This is a genomic window from Chryseobacterium lathyri, assembly GCF_003290185.1.
GTDB lineage: Bacteria > Bacteroidota > Bacteroidia > Flavobacteriales > Weeksellaceae > Chryseobacterium > Chryseobacterium lathyri.
In genome coordinates this window covers 33,765-50,883 of sequence record NZ_QNFY01000021.1, presented here as the reverse complement: position 1 = coordinate 50,883, position 17,119 = coordinate 33,765, and the positions used below count along the sequence as shown (strand labels likewise).

Sequence of the window (17,119 nt, the reverse complement as noted above, 5' to 3'; positions counted from 1 at the left end):
CTTCAGGAAACTGCATTTCTTCAGTGGCATTCACAAGCTTCTCGAGATGTTCATACTTTTGTGCAAACAGATTTTCCGTGCACAACAGTACCAGCAGCATCATAAAAGCTAAGACTCCCCATTTCATTTGAAATATTTTTTTCATATTTGTCGTCGTTTTCAACTCCATAACCGTACAATTAATACCCATCATTCTGCGGTGTGAGGTTACTGTTCAACAGCATTTCCTTCTGTGGAAGAGGAAGAAATTGATTCGTAGTTTTCCAGTTCGGCTTTACTGCCTGTAATTGATCCAATTCACCCCATCTTTTAAGATCCATAAAACGGGTTCCATGTTCAGCAAAAAACTCCTTCCTTCTTTCTGCTTTCAATTCCAAAAACGCCTGAGCCTGTGAAATAGAACTGTTCAGAGCAGAAAGACCGGCTCTCTGTCTTGTAAAATTGATGAAAGGAACTGCCAGAGATGTTTTATTCTGTCTTAATAAAGATTCTGCAAGCATCAGATAAACATCTTCCAACCTGTAGATGATAGGATACTCTGTTGTATTAGTGGCAATAGTTATCTTGTATTTAGTTTGTTTATAGTTCGTCTGGGAACCAAACACCACAGCGGTAAAATAATTCTGCCTGCGCAAATCATCAGCAGCAAAAGAACTGATCAAATCAGGGTTAAGAACAAAAGAAGTCGGAGCTCCTGTGAAATTATACATAACCGCTTCCAGAGTGGCATCAGTATTATTTTTAGGTTTTAGCTGCCAGATAATATGCTTTCCTGACTTTTGAAAAATTTTGGTGATGTCATTCTGAAAAACAAAATCTGAACTTTGAATAATCGCCTGGCTAATCACTTCCGCTTCCTGCCATTTTCCGAGCATCATTTTCATCCTGGCAAGCAGGACATAGCCCACCGCCTTATTGACATAGATTCGTTCTGCATGTCTGTAGGATGACGGCAGAAGATTAACGGCTTCCGACATATGGGTTTCCAACCGGACCAGGAACTGATCTTTTGGCATTCTCTTCAACGTACTGTTGTACAAATAATCTGTAGTATCCGTGTAGGGAATTTCCCCAAACATCTGATACAGATAATAGTAAATCAATGAGCGGATAGATATAGCCTCACCTCTTATCCGTGCTTTTGAAGACGGAGAAAGGCTTTTGGATTTTTCTACGCCACTGATAATACTGTTGGCCATGTAGATCTGCTGATAAGCATTGGTCCAAACCAGGCTGATAGTAGCATTCGTGGGCAGAGGATTATTATTATAAATATCAAGAACAGAATTTCCGGCAGAGGTGAACACACACGTAATATCATCGGTATAGGTTCCCAGTAAAGCTCCGGAACCATCGGAAGTACCACTGACTACCGAGCTTGTCCATAGAGCGGAATACAGACCTGCCAGGGCAGCATCCGCTGTTTTTTCATCTTCAAAAACCATTTCTGTTGCCAGCTGGTTATTCGGAAAATCAGTTTCTACAAATTTTTCACATGATATTGTACTTAAAGCCGTCAGCAGCATCAGTAGAAAGCATATGATATGGTTGAGTATATTTTTCATTACAATAATTATTAAGATTGATATAGTGGTTGAATTATAAGTAGGTGGACCTAAAAACTCCCTGATTCCAGACCACGAATGTTAAAACGTGACCTGAAACCCAAGAGAGTAAGTTTTTAACGGCGGAAGGAATCCAACAAGGTAGAACTCAGGATCCATACCGAAGTATTTCGTAATGGTCAACAGGTTCTGCCCCTGAAAATAGACCATTGCTTCCTTAATCCCCATTTCTTTCACAGGAATCTTATAGCTGATCTGGACATTCTTCAGCCTGATAAAAGAAGCATCACTTACTGCTGCTGTCGAGTTCTGAAAGAACCCGTGCAGAGAGAGTTTCTGCGAATTATATCCTGCTGAGTATGGCATATACTGTCCATCAGGATTTGAAGCAGACCATACATTCAGTGCTTCTACAGGCTGGTTATTAAGAATTCCCGGCATCGGCATCGAACGGTTGTAGTTCCAGTTTCTCTGCTTAACAAACTGCCACAGGAAAGAAGCAGACCAATTCCCGAACCTCAGGTTATTCGACCATCCCCCAAAGAACCGTACTCCTAATTTTTCAACCGCTTTATTATCATCAGGGGAATTAATCTTCCCGTCACCATTAAAATCCTTAAACCTGAATAATCCGGTTACGGGATCAATCCCTTCATACTGATACACCCGGGCAATCGTCACAGGATAGCCGACTACATACTGATTGGAATAGGTAGAGCCTTCAAGGTTAGGAAACTCCACCAATGTATTTTTAGGAATACTCAGGTTAACTGAAGTATCGTATCTGAACGTTCCTTTTTTAAACACCTGCAGAGAAGCATCAAATTCCCACCCCGTATTCCTGATTTTAGCCGGAAGGTTGGATTGAATGGATGAAAACCCGGTGGTAGCAGGAAGCGGTATACCGACCAGCTGATTCGATGAAGTATTCTCATAATACGCACCTGAGAAATTAAACCGCCCGTTCCAGAGTCCTAATTCCAATGCCAATTCCTTTTTCAACGTCTTTTCCCAGCTAAAATTAGGGTTATACAGGCGTGCCGGGTTTAAAACGGTCTGACCGTTGTAAATACCCGATGATATGATATAAGTATTCAGGTACTGATAGTCTCCTATCTTGTCATTACCTGTGGTTCCGATGCTTCCCCGCAGCTTACCCATACTCAGCCATTTTAATTCTGACAGAAAACCTTCTTCTGAAAACAGCCACGCTCCCCCTATCGCTCCAAAGTTTCCAAAACGGTTACTCGGACCAAAACGGCTGGAACCGTCCCTCCTGCCCGTAAGATTCAGGATGTACCTTTTCTTAAGCTGATAATTGAACCTTGCAAACACCGCAGTATAATTATATTCACTGCGTACCTGATCCGATATAGTCTTCACATTGGAAGCTCCAATATTATCAATCAGTGCATTGCTTTCAAATCCCCTGCCTGAAATCGCCCCCTGATCAGCCTGCGTTTTCTGAAGTGTTGTTCCCACCAACGCTTCAAACCGGTGATTCCCTATTATATAACTGCCGACAATCTGCGGTTCCAGAATATAAGAGAAATTCACCTGATTATTCTTCGATGAGGTCGAGTTCAAACTCGTCTGTCCGAAAGATGGATTATTAATAGTATGAGGTTTTAACGAACGCTCTTCAAAATTCTGATAGCTGATCCCCGCATTCATCTTTACCGAAAGAAATGGAAACAGTTTATAAGACACATTGAGTCCGTTATTAAAAAAAGCAGTCTTATTCCGATACTCGCTCAAAAGCGATGCTATAGGATTGGTAAAAGTTCCGTTTTCCCAATTGATCCCTCTTTCAGAGGTATACAATGCTGGAGCATTGGGGCTCAGCCCAATAGCCTTAGAAGTCATATCATCATTCTGAACGTTATTGTTCTGAAAAGAGAAGGTATTCACAAAATTAAATTCCAACCTGCGGTTAGGCGTAAAATAGCTGAAATTCGCATTAATGGTATTGGTCTTGTACCTGAAATCCGTAGGTAAAACAGTACCCTGCTCATTATGGCCATAGCTGATCTGATACGACATATTCTCAGAACCACCACTCATCGAAAGCTGTACCGCATAGGATTCAGCCGTACCCCCAATCAACTCCTTCTGCCAGTCCGTATAGCGGGACTGATCCCATGTTCCGTTGATATCATACATTGTTGCAGGATAAGGCACATTATCATTCTGAAATGCCTGACGGCGCATACTGATGTACTGCTCAGTATTCATCATTTCCATAGGTCGTATAATCCTGCTTAAGGAATATGAAGTGTTAAGTTTGAGTTCCGATCTACCTTTCTTCCCTCTTTTTGTCGTTACAATAATTACTCCGTTCGCTCCTCTTGATCCGTAAATGGCTGTTGCATCCGCATCTTTTAAAATCTCAAAGCTCTCAATATCATTTGGGCTGATGGCATTCAGAGGATTAATAGAGGACCACGGAAGGATTTTATTGGAATACAGCGAAGGAGTCTCAGAAGCCTGGGGAACTCCGTCTATAATGTATAGGGGCTCATTTCCTTCACGGCGGATGCTATTCTTTCCCCTGATCTGGATATCAAACCCGCCTCCGGGTGTTCCGGTATTCTGGGTAATGCTTACCCCTGACATTCTTCCCTGAATTGTAGAAAGTACATTGGCTACAGGCTGGTTCTCGAGGTCTTTCGCAGAAACTTTGGCAATGCTTCCGGTACGTTCTTTGTCTTTTACCTTATAGTACCCTGCATTAAGTACCACTTCTTCAATACTGCTTACTTTTTCTGAAGGAGGCTTATTTGAAGGGGATAAGGTATCAGTCTTTTTCCTGAGTACGGAAGCTCCAGGGGTATTCTTTCGGGAAATAGTATCAGAATTGCTCTGTACCTGTGCATGAAAAGAGACGCCTGCTACCGTCAGCATAAGGACACATGAAACGTGCCCTATGCTGGTATAGGATTTTTTCATAAATTTGTTGGGTTTAATAAACTTATTATAACTAACTGCTCTTTCCTGCCAGCGTCAACTTTGCGGAAAGGGCTTTTTTATTGGTCTTTGTGGTTGTTAATTTTTACTGTCTGTTTCGTGCTGTACTATGGTTTTAAAGACCGTACGGAGGAAGCTTTACCAGTGCAGAAAACTCCCTGCCCATACAGGTCACAATTTAATATGAATGAAAATTTACCTCTGGTGTGAACTGTAAAGCTCCAATGGATGCGCTGCCATTGTATCGTGTCTAATTTATACTTAATAGTAAAAGCGGCTTAGAGAAATGTAGAGATAGCGGGGACAGCATTGGAAATAAAAACGGCGTGGAACTCTACTTACTTTACTGTATCAGGGGTACTGGTATACCTTGCTCACAGATAAGAGAGCCCACGCCGCGCGGTCGTGAGCCTTCAACTTATCCTCTCGTGAGCATTAAATTACCAGTTTTCTGATACGAGATTCTAAGCGAAAAGCTTCTAATATTTTTTCGAAGTATCGCAAAATTACATCATTGGATGCAATGTCTTTACAAATATAATAAAATATTTAAATATTCGGATTTCAGTCCGAATTATTTTTCTTTTTAAAGCCTTATTTTGTTAGTATGATAAAGGCAAACCGAAAAATAGTTGAATACATAAGGGATAAATGGGTTATTCCTTTGGACAACAACAGCAAGTTTGCAACTGAACACAATCTGGACGAAAAAACTGTCCGTCGTATTCGTGAAGACCATACTTATCAAATCAGCCTAATAACTATTCAAAAAATTTGCGAAGCTAAAGAATTGAAACTTCACGAATTCTTCAAAATGGTTGATGTTTAACTCCTCAATGCTTCTACGCTAAAATTTTGATCTTTTGTATAAAACCAAGATAGCTTTTGCCATATAGCAATTGTAAATCTATCCGTACATTTATTTTACAAATATATAAAAATAATTATTCGATACAAATTTGTATCGAATAATTATTGAAAATATTCGAATTTTTACTAGATGCAAGAATATAGTAACGAGCAACTTGATGCTTTAGCTTTACAGATTGGTTGTATGCTGAGAGTAGAAAGGTTAAGAAAAAAAATTTCTCAGGAAGATTTGGGTTTATTAATAGGTTCAAATAAAACTACTATTGGCAGACTAGAAAGATATGAGAGTTCTACAACTTGGAGAATTTTATTCAAAGTTTGTCAATCATTAAAAATTGATTTTAAGTCTCTATTTGTATTGAAACCTTTGGACTTTATTTTATCAATAATCAAAGAAGCTTACTGTCTGGAAGAAAAACTAACTGCTGAAAAAGAACAATATTATGTAAATTTAGAAATTGAAGCAAAGGAAAGATTTAAAAGAATTAAACAGTAAAATAGACTTATAAAAAAAATTATTATCTTTCTTTCCTCCCAAGCGGTCAACTTTTACAGGAAAGGACTTTTTTTTATTTCTTACTGTACAAAATATACACCCTTATGTATCATTGTAATAAAGGCCATTTCAGAGGTTATTAAAGACCTTTATAAGATTAAGGGCAAAGACGCTATTAGAGGAAAATAATGAATATTACATATAATGGGGGCACATTCGTAAAATATCTCACAAATTATTTTACGAATGTGCCTTTGAAAATTAACAGCTTTCTTTACGAAATTCTAACCGGATAGCTTCACGAGCATTACATATCCTGAGTGCTATGTTTTTGATTTTAAATCCTTTATTATAATACTGAATGTTATCGAATCATTTATTTTTTTAAAAACTATAATTATATCCCACCGTATAGGTCATTTCATTTAGATTAGGGTTTTCAACCGCTTGGTCTGTATTTCTGAACATCTGAATAAAAGCAAGATCAAAGCTATGTTTCTTCCACGGCATATAATTACCCCCCAATCTGAAATTCATGACATTGATATTTGCCGTTGAACTTCCTGAATGGTTATAAGAAGCTCCAATACTTGTCTTTAGCTTGTCTTCTTTAAGGAAAGACTTAGTAACAGTAACCGCAGGTCCCCAAATACTTGATACTTGAGATGCTGCATACATATGGGTGTAATTAACCGATGTAGCAATATTCATTTTCTTTTCCGGGAATCCGAGAGTGTAGTTGACATTCGCATTATGAAATCTGGATAAGCCGCCTTTTCTTACTATACCGTTTTCCCTGTTGACCATCTCGTTTAGGGAATAGTTGATATTGATATTCTGTACTTTTTCCTTACTGCTGGAAATGATATAATTAACATTAATGTTTGTATTCTGCGAAATCTGCTTATAATCTATCGAATCCTTTGGTTGCTGAATAAGCAGGGGATTATTATTAATGTTATTAAACTGGTTAAGCTGCTTGTTGGTGAACATGGTAAAGTTAGAGTAGCTTGCCGTAACCATCAATTTATCTGATGCTTTAAAATTGGCATTGACAGCCCCAACCCAGCGGCTCGTCTGCTTAAATTTCTGATTATCCAGATTATCTCGTTGTCTTCCTATATTGGCAGAAAGAGCTAATCTATCCTTCAATAAAGTGAAAGATGAGTTCAATGTAATATTTTCAAGGTCATTATTGAAATAATAAGCTCCCAATGTTTTGTATCCCGGATCTATCCTTTCATATTTTACACCTACCATCCCCTTTTTAAGCTTAAGGTTTACCCCTCCGTTATAAGCTGAGTAGCTTTCCATAGATGAATTAGGAGAAAGAAACCTGGCTGCCAATCCTTTTTTTTCTGCACCGCTTGAAGTTGCCCTCAGATCATTAACCAAGGCGGTATTGGCATATTCTCCAAAGACTTCAAGGTTTTTATCGATCATAAAGCTTCCTGTCATCGATAGTACCAGATTCTCCTGTGGCAACACTCCCTTTGCATCCGGAGCTCTTGATAGAGAACCCACATCGTCTTTTGCATAAAATCCGATCAATCCTAATTTATATCTTTCTTTCTCCCATCTCAAATGAGCACCATATCCCATTCTCCTGTAAGCGGGAATGGTATTGGGATTACCGTCATCTTCAATAGCTTTGTTAAGCCTACCCGTCATAAGTGCCACCTTTAATGGTATTTTAGGGGTAAGCTCAAGTCCGGCTCCCGTAAAGAGCAGTCCGTTAAATGTATACGGAGAAAATGTCATATTCGCATCCCCGATATAGGCTTTTATCCATTTATATTTTGGAGCAATACTTATTCTGTTGAATTTAAACGGCACCTGATATCCTAATTGGCTTCCTTGATTGGTTAAACTATACGATATGGGCATTGACCATTTATACAACCCTAAATTTAAATTTCCGTTCAGAAAATAAGTAAACGGGGCTCTTCCATTATATACGTTGGAGCTGTAAAAAACAGAATTAGCAGAAACTCCCCCACTTATTTTAAAAGGGTTCTTTTTGAGTTCCTCCATTGTCCTTTTCCCCAGATTTTCCAAATCTACCTCCTGTGCTTTATACATTGCACTGGCAGAAACAAATAGGGACAGCGTGAAGCTTCTTATATAGATCTTCTTCATAATTAAGGCTGTTTTTGAACTTTAATATCTACCAAAATATAAGAGCTTAAACCGTTTGCCACAAAGCTTTTAACCTTAACAGCTCCTTTTCTGCCGTCTGCTGTCTGGAACAGGATAACCCTTGGAACAACAGAATTACTGAACGGCGATTTTCCGGCATTGGTTTCTGTTACCGTAATGGTATTAAAATCACTTCCTGCATTTAAGGCGTCAAATCCTGACGAAGAAAGCTGTGTGCCTACCAATTCCTGTGAGTTGATAATTTTAGAATGAGTAGCATTAGGAATAGCCATAAATCCGGTATTCTGAACTTCATCCGGCGATACGAACTGATTGTACATAAAGGATGAATTCAATCCGAAAAAGGCAAAATCTATTTTGGAACCATTGGTTGCATTTACTTCATTCTGCTTAAGCACAGTTCCCAATTCAGATGAAAAGAAAGAACCTACCGTTGAACTGGCACTGCTTATTCCCAACTGAATATTTGAAAATGATAACAGATTAGCATCCGGTAAAACGGTTACCTGTTTTTGTAAAATCTTAGTTTCTTTATCGTTGATTGCTTTTAAAATAATCGTATATGTTCCTGCCGCCGGTAAATTAATGTCCGGGCTAACCGCTGTTGAAGTTGCAGGATTAGCGCCTACAATGGTCCATTCATACGTAAAGGCATTAGTCGATATATTATTCAAGTGTAATAATACCGGAGCCTGATAATCATTATCAATAGGATCAACAGTCCAGTTAAAATCTATGGTCATTGCCGGCTGTATGGTAACGGTTTTCTGGGTAGAATAAGTTTCCAGTCCATTGGAAATGGTCAGTTTAATCATATGATCTCCCGGAGTTGTAAATACTACATCCGGGTTTTGGGCATTGGAAGTTGCAGGACTTCCTCCCTCAAACTCCCAAAGGTATTGTGTAGCGCCTAAAGATTTGTCTATCATATGTAAGGTTACCGGAGAAATATCACTGCCCTGCATCTGCCATTCGAAATCTACATTCATCGCAGCATCTACTTTTACCTCAATTTCTTTCTCGTCTACATTTCCATCTTTATTGGATGCCTTTAGTTTTATTTTATAGACTCCGGGACTGGCATAAGTGATGGGTAAAGGGCTTTTTTCTGTAGAACTTGTTACTGAAGCTCCTTCAAATGACCATTGGTACGTCTCCGCCCCTGTCGATTTATTGGTAATTTCCACTTTTACAGGCACGGAATAATCATCGTTTATCACTTTTATACTAAAATCAGCCTTCACCGGAATACTTTCTTCCACTGCACACGCATTAAATGTAAATGCGAGTACACCGATAAGAAAAAAGTATAGCGTTTTTAGATTTTTATGAAATTTCATCTGTTATTTTTTAGTTTGTCATGGTTATTATTGTACAAGCATTTTCTTTACCAATGCCTCATTACCTGTTTCGAGTATGATCAGGTAAGATCCACCAGGAAGCGATGTATTGAATGGTACTGTAAAATACGTTGATGGAGTCAACTTTGTGGCAGGATACACTTCATGGGAAATCATATCAATAATTCTGATATTAATGATAGCCGCTTTTTCCAGACCTACCAATACTTTAAACACTCCGTTATTAGGGTTCGGAAGAATGGTAAACTCCCTGACATTAGAGGCTTTTTCGGGATTAAGATTTACTCCTGTAGTATTTTCTTCAACAATTACTTTTTTATAGAATGTTTTTTCGCATGCTCCCTGAGTTCCTTTCAGACCTATTTCATAAGCTCCAAGCTTAGAGAATTTCAGTTCTAAAAAATCCTTTGTTTTATTAATAACCTGGATATCCGGTGTATCAGGAATAACCCATTCTACCGTTTGTGGTTGTGTTGGAGAAGTATTAACCAATACTACTGTTGCTTCTCTGTACGCATGAGTGGTCAGCATAAACTGTGGATTCAAAACTTCTGAAGAGTTTTTGATTATTACGCTGTCAGTGGCTGTACACCCTTTAGAGTCTGTAATGAGTACAGTATACGTTCCCGCATTAGATAAAGTAATTGACGGATTTGTAGAAATTATATTTCCGTTTTGATCTTTCCATTGATAGGTTGCTGCCGGATCACTGATGGCTACATTATAAGTTTGGCTATCTCCCAAGCACAATGTAATGTCCTTTCCTAAATCTACAATAAGCTGCGTGGGATCTGTCAGCGTATAATTTCTGAAAATGCTGCATCCATTAGCATCCGTGACTGTGACAGTATAAACTCCTGAAGGAATTGATGTATTATTCAGTCCTGTTACTCCATTGGACCAAACAATATTGTATGGAGCTTTTCCTCCTGAAACCTCTATTTTAATTTCACCATTATTGGCACCAAAACAGATCGGGTTTTGTACTGAAATATCATTAATAAGCAGCTGATTGGGTCCTTGGATCTGAACACTTCCGCTTACTTTACAGTTTTTTGTATCATTAACCAAAACAAAATAGTTTCCTGCCGAAAGACCTGTTACCGTAGGTGTCGTATCATTGGTATTCCATTGATAGGTGTATCCGCCTGTACCTCCTGTGGCGGCCACGGAAACCTGACCACTGCTTTGGTTGTAACATGCTATAGTATTGGCAGAAAGAGTTATCGCAAGTTCTGCCGGAAATACTAAAGTATATTGTGTATCTGCCATATTGTTATTGGCATCTTTTACCAATACTTTATAGGTTCCGGTTGTAAGATTTCCCAGGGTAGACTGTGTTGCTCCAGCAATATTCTGGAAGAGTCCGCCATTTAAAATCTGCCATTGATAAGTATAAGTTCCGACACCACCTGTTACAATAGCTTTAAGGATACCGTCTTCTGCCTCATCCGGAACTCCGTTGTTATCCAAATCCGGTTTATACTGGTAATTATTGGCTATATTACAGGATATCTGTTTGTCAACCTGGATGTTAACTGTAAGAGGATCTGGCTGGCTTACAATGAATTCCTGGGAGATAATTCCACAATTACCTAACTGGCTTGATGCATTGGCATAATTTTTATCTTTTACCGTCAGATAATAGTTTCCGGCCGGAAGCCCATCTATCTTAATGGTATAAGGGTTATTCACCAAATCAGTCGTAATTCCCGTAGTGATAACCGGGCCTGTAGGGCTGTCTTTTCTCCATTCGAAATTGTATGATCCGTCTGTATTAGGCGTTCCCCCTACGACTCTTACCGAAATATAGCCATTACTTAGTCCATATCCTGTTGGCTGTGAAATATCAACCTCAGCAGATGGAATTGCAATAGCTGCGCTAGGTTGGGTAATAGTAACCGTGATTTCTTTTTCATTACCATTTTCCTTGGCCACACAAAGGTTGGAATCTCTTACTTTGATTTTATAAATTCCTGCTGCAAGGTTTTGTATCTGGGCAGTATTTCCACTGTTGAAATTCGTCCAATCCAAAAAGGGCTGTCCGTCTTTGGTTACTTTATACTGAAATTGGTTTTGTCCTCCTGCTGCGGTTAAATTAATAACCCCGTCGCTTCCCTGAAAACAATACACATTGGTTTGGGAAGTCATGGAAAAAGTAACCGGAGTGGGTTTTGTTATCTCAAAATTAATGGTGTGACTTGGGCTGTCGGTATAGGTTGCATTTCCGTTATAAGTTCCTAACAAATCCAATTTATAGGTCCCGGGTGGTAAATTTTGTAAGGTGTATGAAGTGCTGGCCTGCAAATCACCAGTAATATCCTGATTTAAAACCGCAGCACCTGTTACGGTATTGACCAATGATATCTTTAAAGTTTCACCAGTTACAAGCGTTCTGTCGAAGTTTAAAGTTACCGTACCATCTGTAGTATCAAAGCATTTGGTAGGAGTAACCGTACTTGAAAGCACATGTGGAGCAGATTTTATCATAGTTAAAACGACAGGCGAAGAAACAGACTGATAAACTCCGTTGGACAAACAAGAGGTAACTCTAAAGTAAATGTTCTGGCCAATATATTGTGAGTAATTATTTCCAAAAAGGTCTTTGGCAGAAACGCTTAGCTTGTTGAGATTTGATAATGAAGGCGATATATCAACCCAGTTTACATTATCCAAGCTATACTGATAATGGTATAAATTTGCCGCAAAGCCCTGTCTGGCATATAAATTAATTTTATCCTCAGAAGGCAAAACCGTATTTGTAGCTCCTGCATCGGTTAATGATACTAATGTATGAATAGGAGTTACCTTCATCTTATACGATATCCATGTCATTCTCGGTGAATGTGTATCAACGTTGTAGTTGTTCTCATTACATATATTGATGGCATCATACTGATCGTAGGTGGCATCTGTACCGGTTCTGAAGTTCACAAATCCCTCAGTATGGGCAGTAACAGGGAGCTTTGATGAAGTTTGCGGAGGGCTTAATGTCCAGTTATTCTCATTATCCCCATTATTAGCAATGGGTCTGAAATACAGATCTTCAGTAGAATTATCATTATAAATAACCGTAATGGTGACATGAGAGCTCGTACTGTTTTTCACTCCGGCATTAACGCTGTAGTTAAGACCATATAGTTCAATCTTATATTCAGCCTGTCCTCCTTGCCCCCAAAGAAAGATATTGGTTATTATTAATAGCAGTAATAAAAATTTTTTCATTGTTTTCGTATTGTATTTGTGTCCTAATATTCGATTGTGATTTTTTCAGTTTTAGCAACCTGATTGCTTTTTAACATCGGCTTTAATAAATAGGTATATGAATTTCCTACCTGAACCGATTTATCTTCGAGAAAATTCTGTGCTCCATTAAGGGTTCCCCACATCGTTGGCTTTTCAGTGCCTTTCTGACGGTAGACTATAATTTCGCCAACATCTTTACCAGTAATTTTCCAGTTAAGTTCAATCTGTTTCTTATTTCTATTGGCTGAACCTGAAAGATTTGTTAATATTGATAAAGCCTCAATTCTGTTGCTTCTCAGAGTCATCTCCTGAGACTTATCAGACTTTAGCTTACTTTTATCAACCGCCAATAAATAATACGTGTAGCTTTTATCTGCTTCTACATCCTTATCGGTGTACGTATAGTCCGGTTTTATGTCTTTAGTCTCATAAATCATTTTCCAGCTTTTGTCTGCATCATCTTTTGCTTTACGGAATAATTGGTGAACCTCAACATCATCACTATGGCTTCTCATCCAGTTAATGGTGATTTTTCCATCATCTTCCAGCTTATATTCTGTAAAAACCGGAGTTTGAGGTTTCACTTTATCGGGTTTTTCCAATTCAAGAATAATTGATGGTTTGGACTGATTTTTCCTTCTGTCTGTTGCCGTTACATAATAATACACCTTCGAGTTAAGGTTTTCTAAAACAACCTTATCTTCAAAATGGTTTTTGGTAATCGCCTGAGGAGTTACACGAACTAGTTCATCCCCTTTTTGTATTCCTCTGAAAATATGGTAGCCTTCCATGTCTTTTTCTGTATTGGCTTTCCATTTCAGATGGGCTACTCCCAATGAATCTATTTTCCCTTCAAACTGTAATGGCGTTTCCGGAGGTGTTGTATCATTAGGCTGTGCAAGAACTGAGAAAGATTCTCTTTTATCCCCTGCTTTACCGATGGCCTGTATCTTATAATAATTGGATGCCGCTAAGCTTTTTGTAATGATGCTTCTGCTGCTCACCGGGATCTTGTTTTTGATCACTTTATAGGTGTTCTGTAGATCAGTTTCGGAGTGCAATAATTCGAAAGAAGCAATATTTTTTTCGTCTTCCTGTGGAAATTCCCATTCAAGTTTGATATCTTCATTTTCATCAATAATAAAATCTGAGATCCTTGGTGTTGCCTCAAGGCTTTTCTTTCCTGCTCCTGAAACGATTTCGGAATAAGGACCATAATCTCCGAAGATTGTTTTCCCTCGAATACGATAGCTGAATGTAGAGTTATTTTGAGCTAAAGAATCCACAAAGGTCATTCCCTGAACCTGTCTTCCATCATTGTCATTCATGTTCATCACAGGAAGATCCCCTAAGGATTTGAAGCTGGCTCCATCCTGAGATTTCTCAACATAATAAGCTGTATATGTATCTCTCAATTGTAAATATTCCCATGAAAGGGTAACGGTTTTATCTTTAAATATTCCGATAAAATCAAGGGGTTTAGGAAGCTCATGAGTTGATGAAACAGCCGCTAAGGCATCTCCTTTTTGAACTAATAATGTTCCTTCAGAAGTATTGATGCTTATGGTGTAGAGATACCTTTCATTAGATTTCACATTGGTGTCTGTGTAAGCCCAGCCTGCCAGTTTTGCCACTTCAAAATCCAGGTCGGCAGCCATTAAGGCATAAGCAAACCGCTGCTCAACTTCCTGGGATTTGTTGACCACACCTTCCAGCTTACCCTGCTTCTCACCCATTTCCACTTCGAAGCTATCACCGAAAAGAGATTGTGCAACAATGGCTGCATTATCATTTTTCTCAACCACTTTCTTCCATTCGTTTTCGGAAGCGGGTTTGAAAATTCCCAAATCTTTTTCTTCTGCTTTTGGAAGAACTTTTCCGTCACGGGAAAGGGTGAATCTTTTTAAGGAAAATCCGATTTTATTGGCTTTCTGCCAGGCTATTGGTTCATCTACTGCCCATCGCAAAGAAATACGGTCTTTCTTACCGTCTACTTTTAGACGGATATGAGGAATGATTGTTTTGTCTTTATCCTTCTGCTGTCCCCATAAAAAAGGAAACGAAAACAGCAATAGCAGTAATAAATATTTATTCAAAATATGTTGTTTTTTTAATTTCATACGTGTTGCGTAATAGCTATTCTAAAATGTAGCTCACAAACTGATCTACTTTGTCATAAGGAATACCAGTATGAGGTGACTTAATTATCAAAGTATTCCAAGGTCTCCATTCATCAGAAAGGATTGTATTCGTTATCTTATGATGTTCTAAAATCCCTTCTATAAAATAATCTTTTAATGGCATTTCCAATACTCTTTCAACACCATCTTTGGTAAGGACAATTTTATATTCCAATTCACTTTTATCATTAATATGAAAAGTAAATACTCCACTATCCCAAGAGCTCAAATATTCTAATTCATCATCATTGTCATATTGAGTCGGCAGTAAATTATTATCTTTTTCAAACTCAAATATCATAGACATCATTCTTTCATTTGCCCACTGGAAAAATACTTCAGCACCTTTTAATAGATCTTGTCTATCTTGTTCTGCGTCCCACCAGTATTTTTCAGAATAAGTTCCCTCACTGCTTAAAATAAATTTATATCTATTGAATTTATTTCCAGTGTCTTTTGATTTACTATAACTTTCCCTCAACCTATCAAAGAGTATTCTCATTTCTTTAAAGTCAATCCAAAAATCTTCTTCATTATTGTTTTCATCAGTGAAAAATAATGACTCATATCCCATTGATCCCGGAGTAATTCTTATAACTACCTCAGCTTGCTTCCATTTATAATTATTTAAATGCGAGTCTAAAATTTCAATAATATTCTTCATTAACTTTATTCCAATATATAACTCACAAATTCATCCACTTTATCATAAGGAATACTATTATGAGGTGATTTAATTATCAAAGTATTCCAAGGCTTCCATTCATCTGAAAGTTCTGTATTAGTTATTTGGTGGTGTTCTAAAATTCCTTCTATAAAATAATCTTTCAAAGACATTTCCAGTACTCTTTCAACTCCATCTTTGGTTAGAACTATTTTATATTCCAATTCATTTTTATCATTAATATGAAAAGTAAATACCCCGCTATCCCAGGAACTCAGATATTCTAACTCATCGTCATTATCATATTGAGTCGGGAGTAAATTATTTTCTTGTTCAAACTCAAAAATCATTGACATCATTCTGTCATTTGCCCATTGGAAAAATATTTCAGCACCTGCAAGCAAATCATCCTTTTCCTTACCCTTATCCCAAAAATGATTCTCTGAAAAATTCTTATTATTATCTATTTCAATCAAAAACTTGTTAAATCTCTCTACTGTATTAATTGTATTCTCAAAATATTTAGATACTATTTCTATTTCATCATCAATTGGTCTCGGACTTTTAGTCGTTGAGACCACCTCTCCCGAATCCATAATATATTTTACAAAAAACTTATAGCTTCCCGATTCTGTAAACTGATATTCTACAATTATTTTTTTGTATACGTACTCATTGTAATAGTTATAAATTGCATTAACTAAAGTTTCAATATTTATATTCATCTTATGGATTTTTAATTTTCCTTACACTTAAGCTCTCATTATAATTACCATTTGTATAGATATCCACACCAACTTCAAAAGGTCGCTTAGAGTCTCCTGAAAACTTAAAATAAATTTCCGCTTTAACTTTGGTACTTGGATTAAGTTTTTTAAAATCCGAAACAGCCTTTTCCATATTATACCATTCACCACCAGCTCTGTTCTGAGCAGCATTTTGGGAGAAATAATTAATTTGTTCACTCGGCCCTCCCCATTCATTTCTGAAAATATGTCCACCATCATCATTCGGATATCCATCTTTTACTTTTTTAGTTTCCTGTTGATAGGTTTCATTTCTTGCTCTTGTATGGAAGTCTAGATCTTCCATTACCGCTTTATTTACTCTACCAAGCTCATCAGTTTCAAAAACATATCTGCCATTATCAACTACATATCGGAAGTTCTTCATCAATGGCGGTGCAACATTAAGGAATTTATTCCATCCCTGTCCGGCGTCACCTCCTGTAGCACGTATTTCGTTATTTAAAATCTCAGCCCATCTCTTGCCATCTTTATCTACTAAAACAAGTTTTCCGTCAAGTTTTTTAATCGTCCAAGTACTTGGGAGCTGTCTTGTAATTTCAAGTAACTCTGCTACTCTGGTAGCTCCTAAAGTACTGTTAAGATTTTGCATTATATCAGCATCAAGATTTCCTGAGAATGATTTGCCCATCTCTACACCTTCTCCGGTACAGTTCACACATTCTGTAACAGGTGGCTGTATTTTGGTGCTTGTACCATCAGGATTAATATGATACCACTCTGAACCATCTGCACGACGGATACCGTTTTCAAAAACCGTTATTGCCCCGTCGGTGGTGTATACTTTTTTGCCTGTAGCAGCAG

Annotated in this window: 11 protein-coding genes; 2 read left to right on the top strand and 9 right to left on the bottom strand. The window is 37.8% G+C overall.

Going from position 1 to position 17,119, the window contains the following annotated elements; translation table 11 throughout:
- Positions 1 to 179 precede the first annotated feature (179 nt).
- Together DRF61_RS21230 and DRF61_RS21225 are read right to left on the bottom strand one after the other, a co-directional pair.
- A complete protein-coding gene (locus DRF61_RS21230; protein WP_238601929.1) occupies positions 180 to 1,565 on the bottom strand; it encodes a RagB/SusD family nutrient uptake outer membrane protein in 1,386 nt (461 codons plus the stop codon).
- 81 nt (positions 1,566 to 1,646) lie between these two features.
- Complete coding sequence (locus DRF61_RS21225; protein ID WP_111960856.1) at positions 1,647 to 4,514, bottom strand: SusC/RagA family TonB-linked outer membrane protein; 2,868 nt, start codon at positions 4,512 to 4,514, stop codon at positions 1,647 to 1,649.
- 625 nt (positions 4,515 to 5,139) lie between these two features.
- On the opposite strand from DRF61_RS21225, the gene DRF61_RS21220 reads away from it, so the two are divergent.
- Positions 5,140 to 5,361 (top strand): hypothetical protein, encoded by a 222-nt coding sequence (locus DRF61_RS21220; RefSeq protein ID WP_111960854.1) that lies wholly within the window; start codon positions 5,140 to 5,142, stop codon positions 5,359 to 5,361.
- A gap of 171 nt (positions 5,362 to 5,532) precedes the next feature.
- The gene (locus DRF61_RS21215) at positions 5,533 to 5,898 is read left to right on the top strand and encodes a helix-turn-helix transcriptional regulator (RefSeq protein ID WP_111960852.1); all 366 of its coding nucleotides are present in this window, start codon (positions 5,533 to 5,535) and stop codon (positions 5,896 to 5,898) included.
- A 384-nt stretch (positions 5,899 to 6,282) separates the two neighbouring features.
- Here DRF61_RS21215 and DRF61_RS21210 read toward each other — a convergent pair whose 3' ends face one another.
- From DRF61_RS21210 to DRF61_RS21180, 7 genes are read right to left on the bottom strand one after another with little or no spacing between them, the layout of a single operon-like run.
- Entirely contained in the window at positions 6,283 to 8,037 is a 1,755-nt protein-coding gene (locus DRF61_RS21210) for a hypothetical protein (protein WP_111960850.1), read from the bottom strand.
- Between the two features lie 2 nt (positions 8,038 to 8,039).
- Complete coding sequence (locus DRF61_RS21205) at positions 8,040 to 9,398, bottom strand: PKD domain-containing protein (protein ID WP_111960848.1); 1,359 nt, start codon at positions 9,396 to 9,398, stop codon at positions 8,040 to 8,042.
- Positions 9,399 to 9,425: 27 nt separating this feature from the next.
- Positions 9,426 to 12,644, bottom strand: coding sequence for a SprB repeat-containing protein (locus tag DRF61_RS21200; RefSeq protein ID WP_111960846.1), 3,219 nt, complete (start codon positions 12,642 to 12,644; stop codon positions 9,426 to 9,428).
- A gap of 23 nt (positions 12,645 to 12,667) precedes the next feature.
- The gene (locus tag DRF61_RS21195) at positions 12,668 to 14,761 is read right to left on the bottom strand and encodes a fibronectin type III domain-containing protein (RefSeq protein ID WP_146897073.1); all 2,094 of its coding nucleotides are present in this window, start codon (positions 14,759 to 14,761) and stop codon (positions 12,668 to 12,670) included.
- A gap of 40 nt (positions 14,762 to 14,801) precedes the next feature.
- A complete protein-coding gene (locus DRF61_RS21190; RefSeq protein ID WP_111960842.1) occupies positions 14,802 to 15,509 on the bottom strand; it encodes a hypothetical protein in 708 nt (235 codons plus the stop codon).
- A 5-nt stretch (positions 15,510 to 15,514) separates the two neighbouring features.
- Positions 15,515 to 16,234 carry a hypothetical protein gene (locus tag DRF61_RS21185; protein ID WP_111960840.1) on the bottom strand — a complete coding sequence of 240 codons (720 nt, stop codon included), beginning with the start codon at positions 16,232 to 16,234 and terminating at the stop codon, positions 15,515 to 15,517.
- A gap of 1 nt (position 16,235) precedes the next feature.
- A complete protein-coding gene (locus tag DRF61_RS21180) occupies positions 16,236 to 16,973 on the bottom strand; it encodes a DNA/RNA non-specific endonuclease (protein WP_146897076.1) in 738 nt (245 codons plus the stop codon).
- Positions 16,974 to 17,119 lie beyond the last annotated feature (146 nt).

Bases quoted from the DNA above. Each gene is read 5' to 3' on its own strand.
- DRF61_RS21225 (WP_111960856.1), bottom strand. From the start codon at position 4,514: ATGAAAAAATCCTATACCAGCATAGGGCACGTTTCATGTGTCCTTATG.
- DRF61_RS21205 (WP_111960848.1), bottom strand. From the start codon at position 9,398: ATGAAATTTCATAAAAATCTAAAAACGCTATACTTTTTTCTTATCGGT.
- DRF61_RS21200 (WP_111960846.1), bottom strand. From the start codon at position 12,644: ATGAAAAAATTTTTATTACTGCTATTAATAATAACCAATATCTTTCTT.
- DRF61_RS21220 (WP_111960854.1), top strand. From the start codon at position 5,140: ATGATAAAGGCAAACCGAAAAATAGTTGAATACATAAGGGATAAATGG.
- DRF61_RS21190 (WP_111960842.1), bottom strand. From the start codon at position 15,509: ATGAAGAATATTATTGAAATTTTAGACTCGCATTTAAATAATTATAAA.
- DRF61_RS21215 (WP_111960852.1), top strand. From the start codon at position 5,533: ATGCAAGAATATAGTAACGAGCAACTTGATGCTTTAGCTTTACAGATT.
- DRF61_RS21210 (WP_111960850.1), bottom strand. From the start codon at position 8,037: ATGAAGAAGATCTATATAAGAAGCTTCACGCTGTCCCTATTTGTTTCT.
- DRF61_RS21230 (WP_238601929.1), bottom strand. From the start codon at position 1,565: ATGAAAAATATACTCAACCATATCATATGCTTTCTACTGATGCTGCTG.
- DRF61_RS21185 (WP_111960840.1), bottom strand. From the start codon at position 16,234: ATGAATATAAATATTGAAACTTTAGTTAATGCAATTTATAACTATTAC.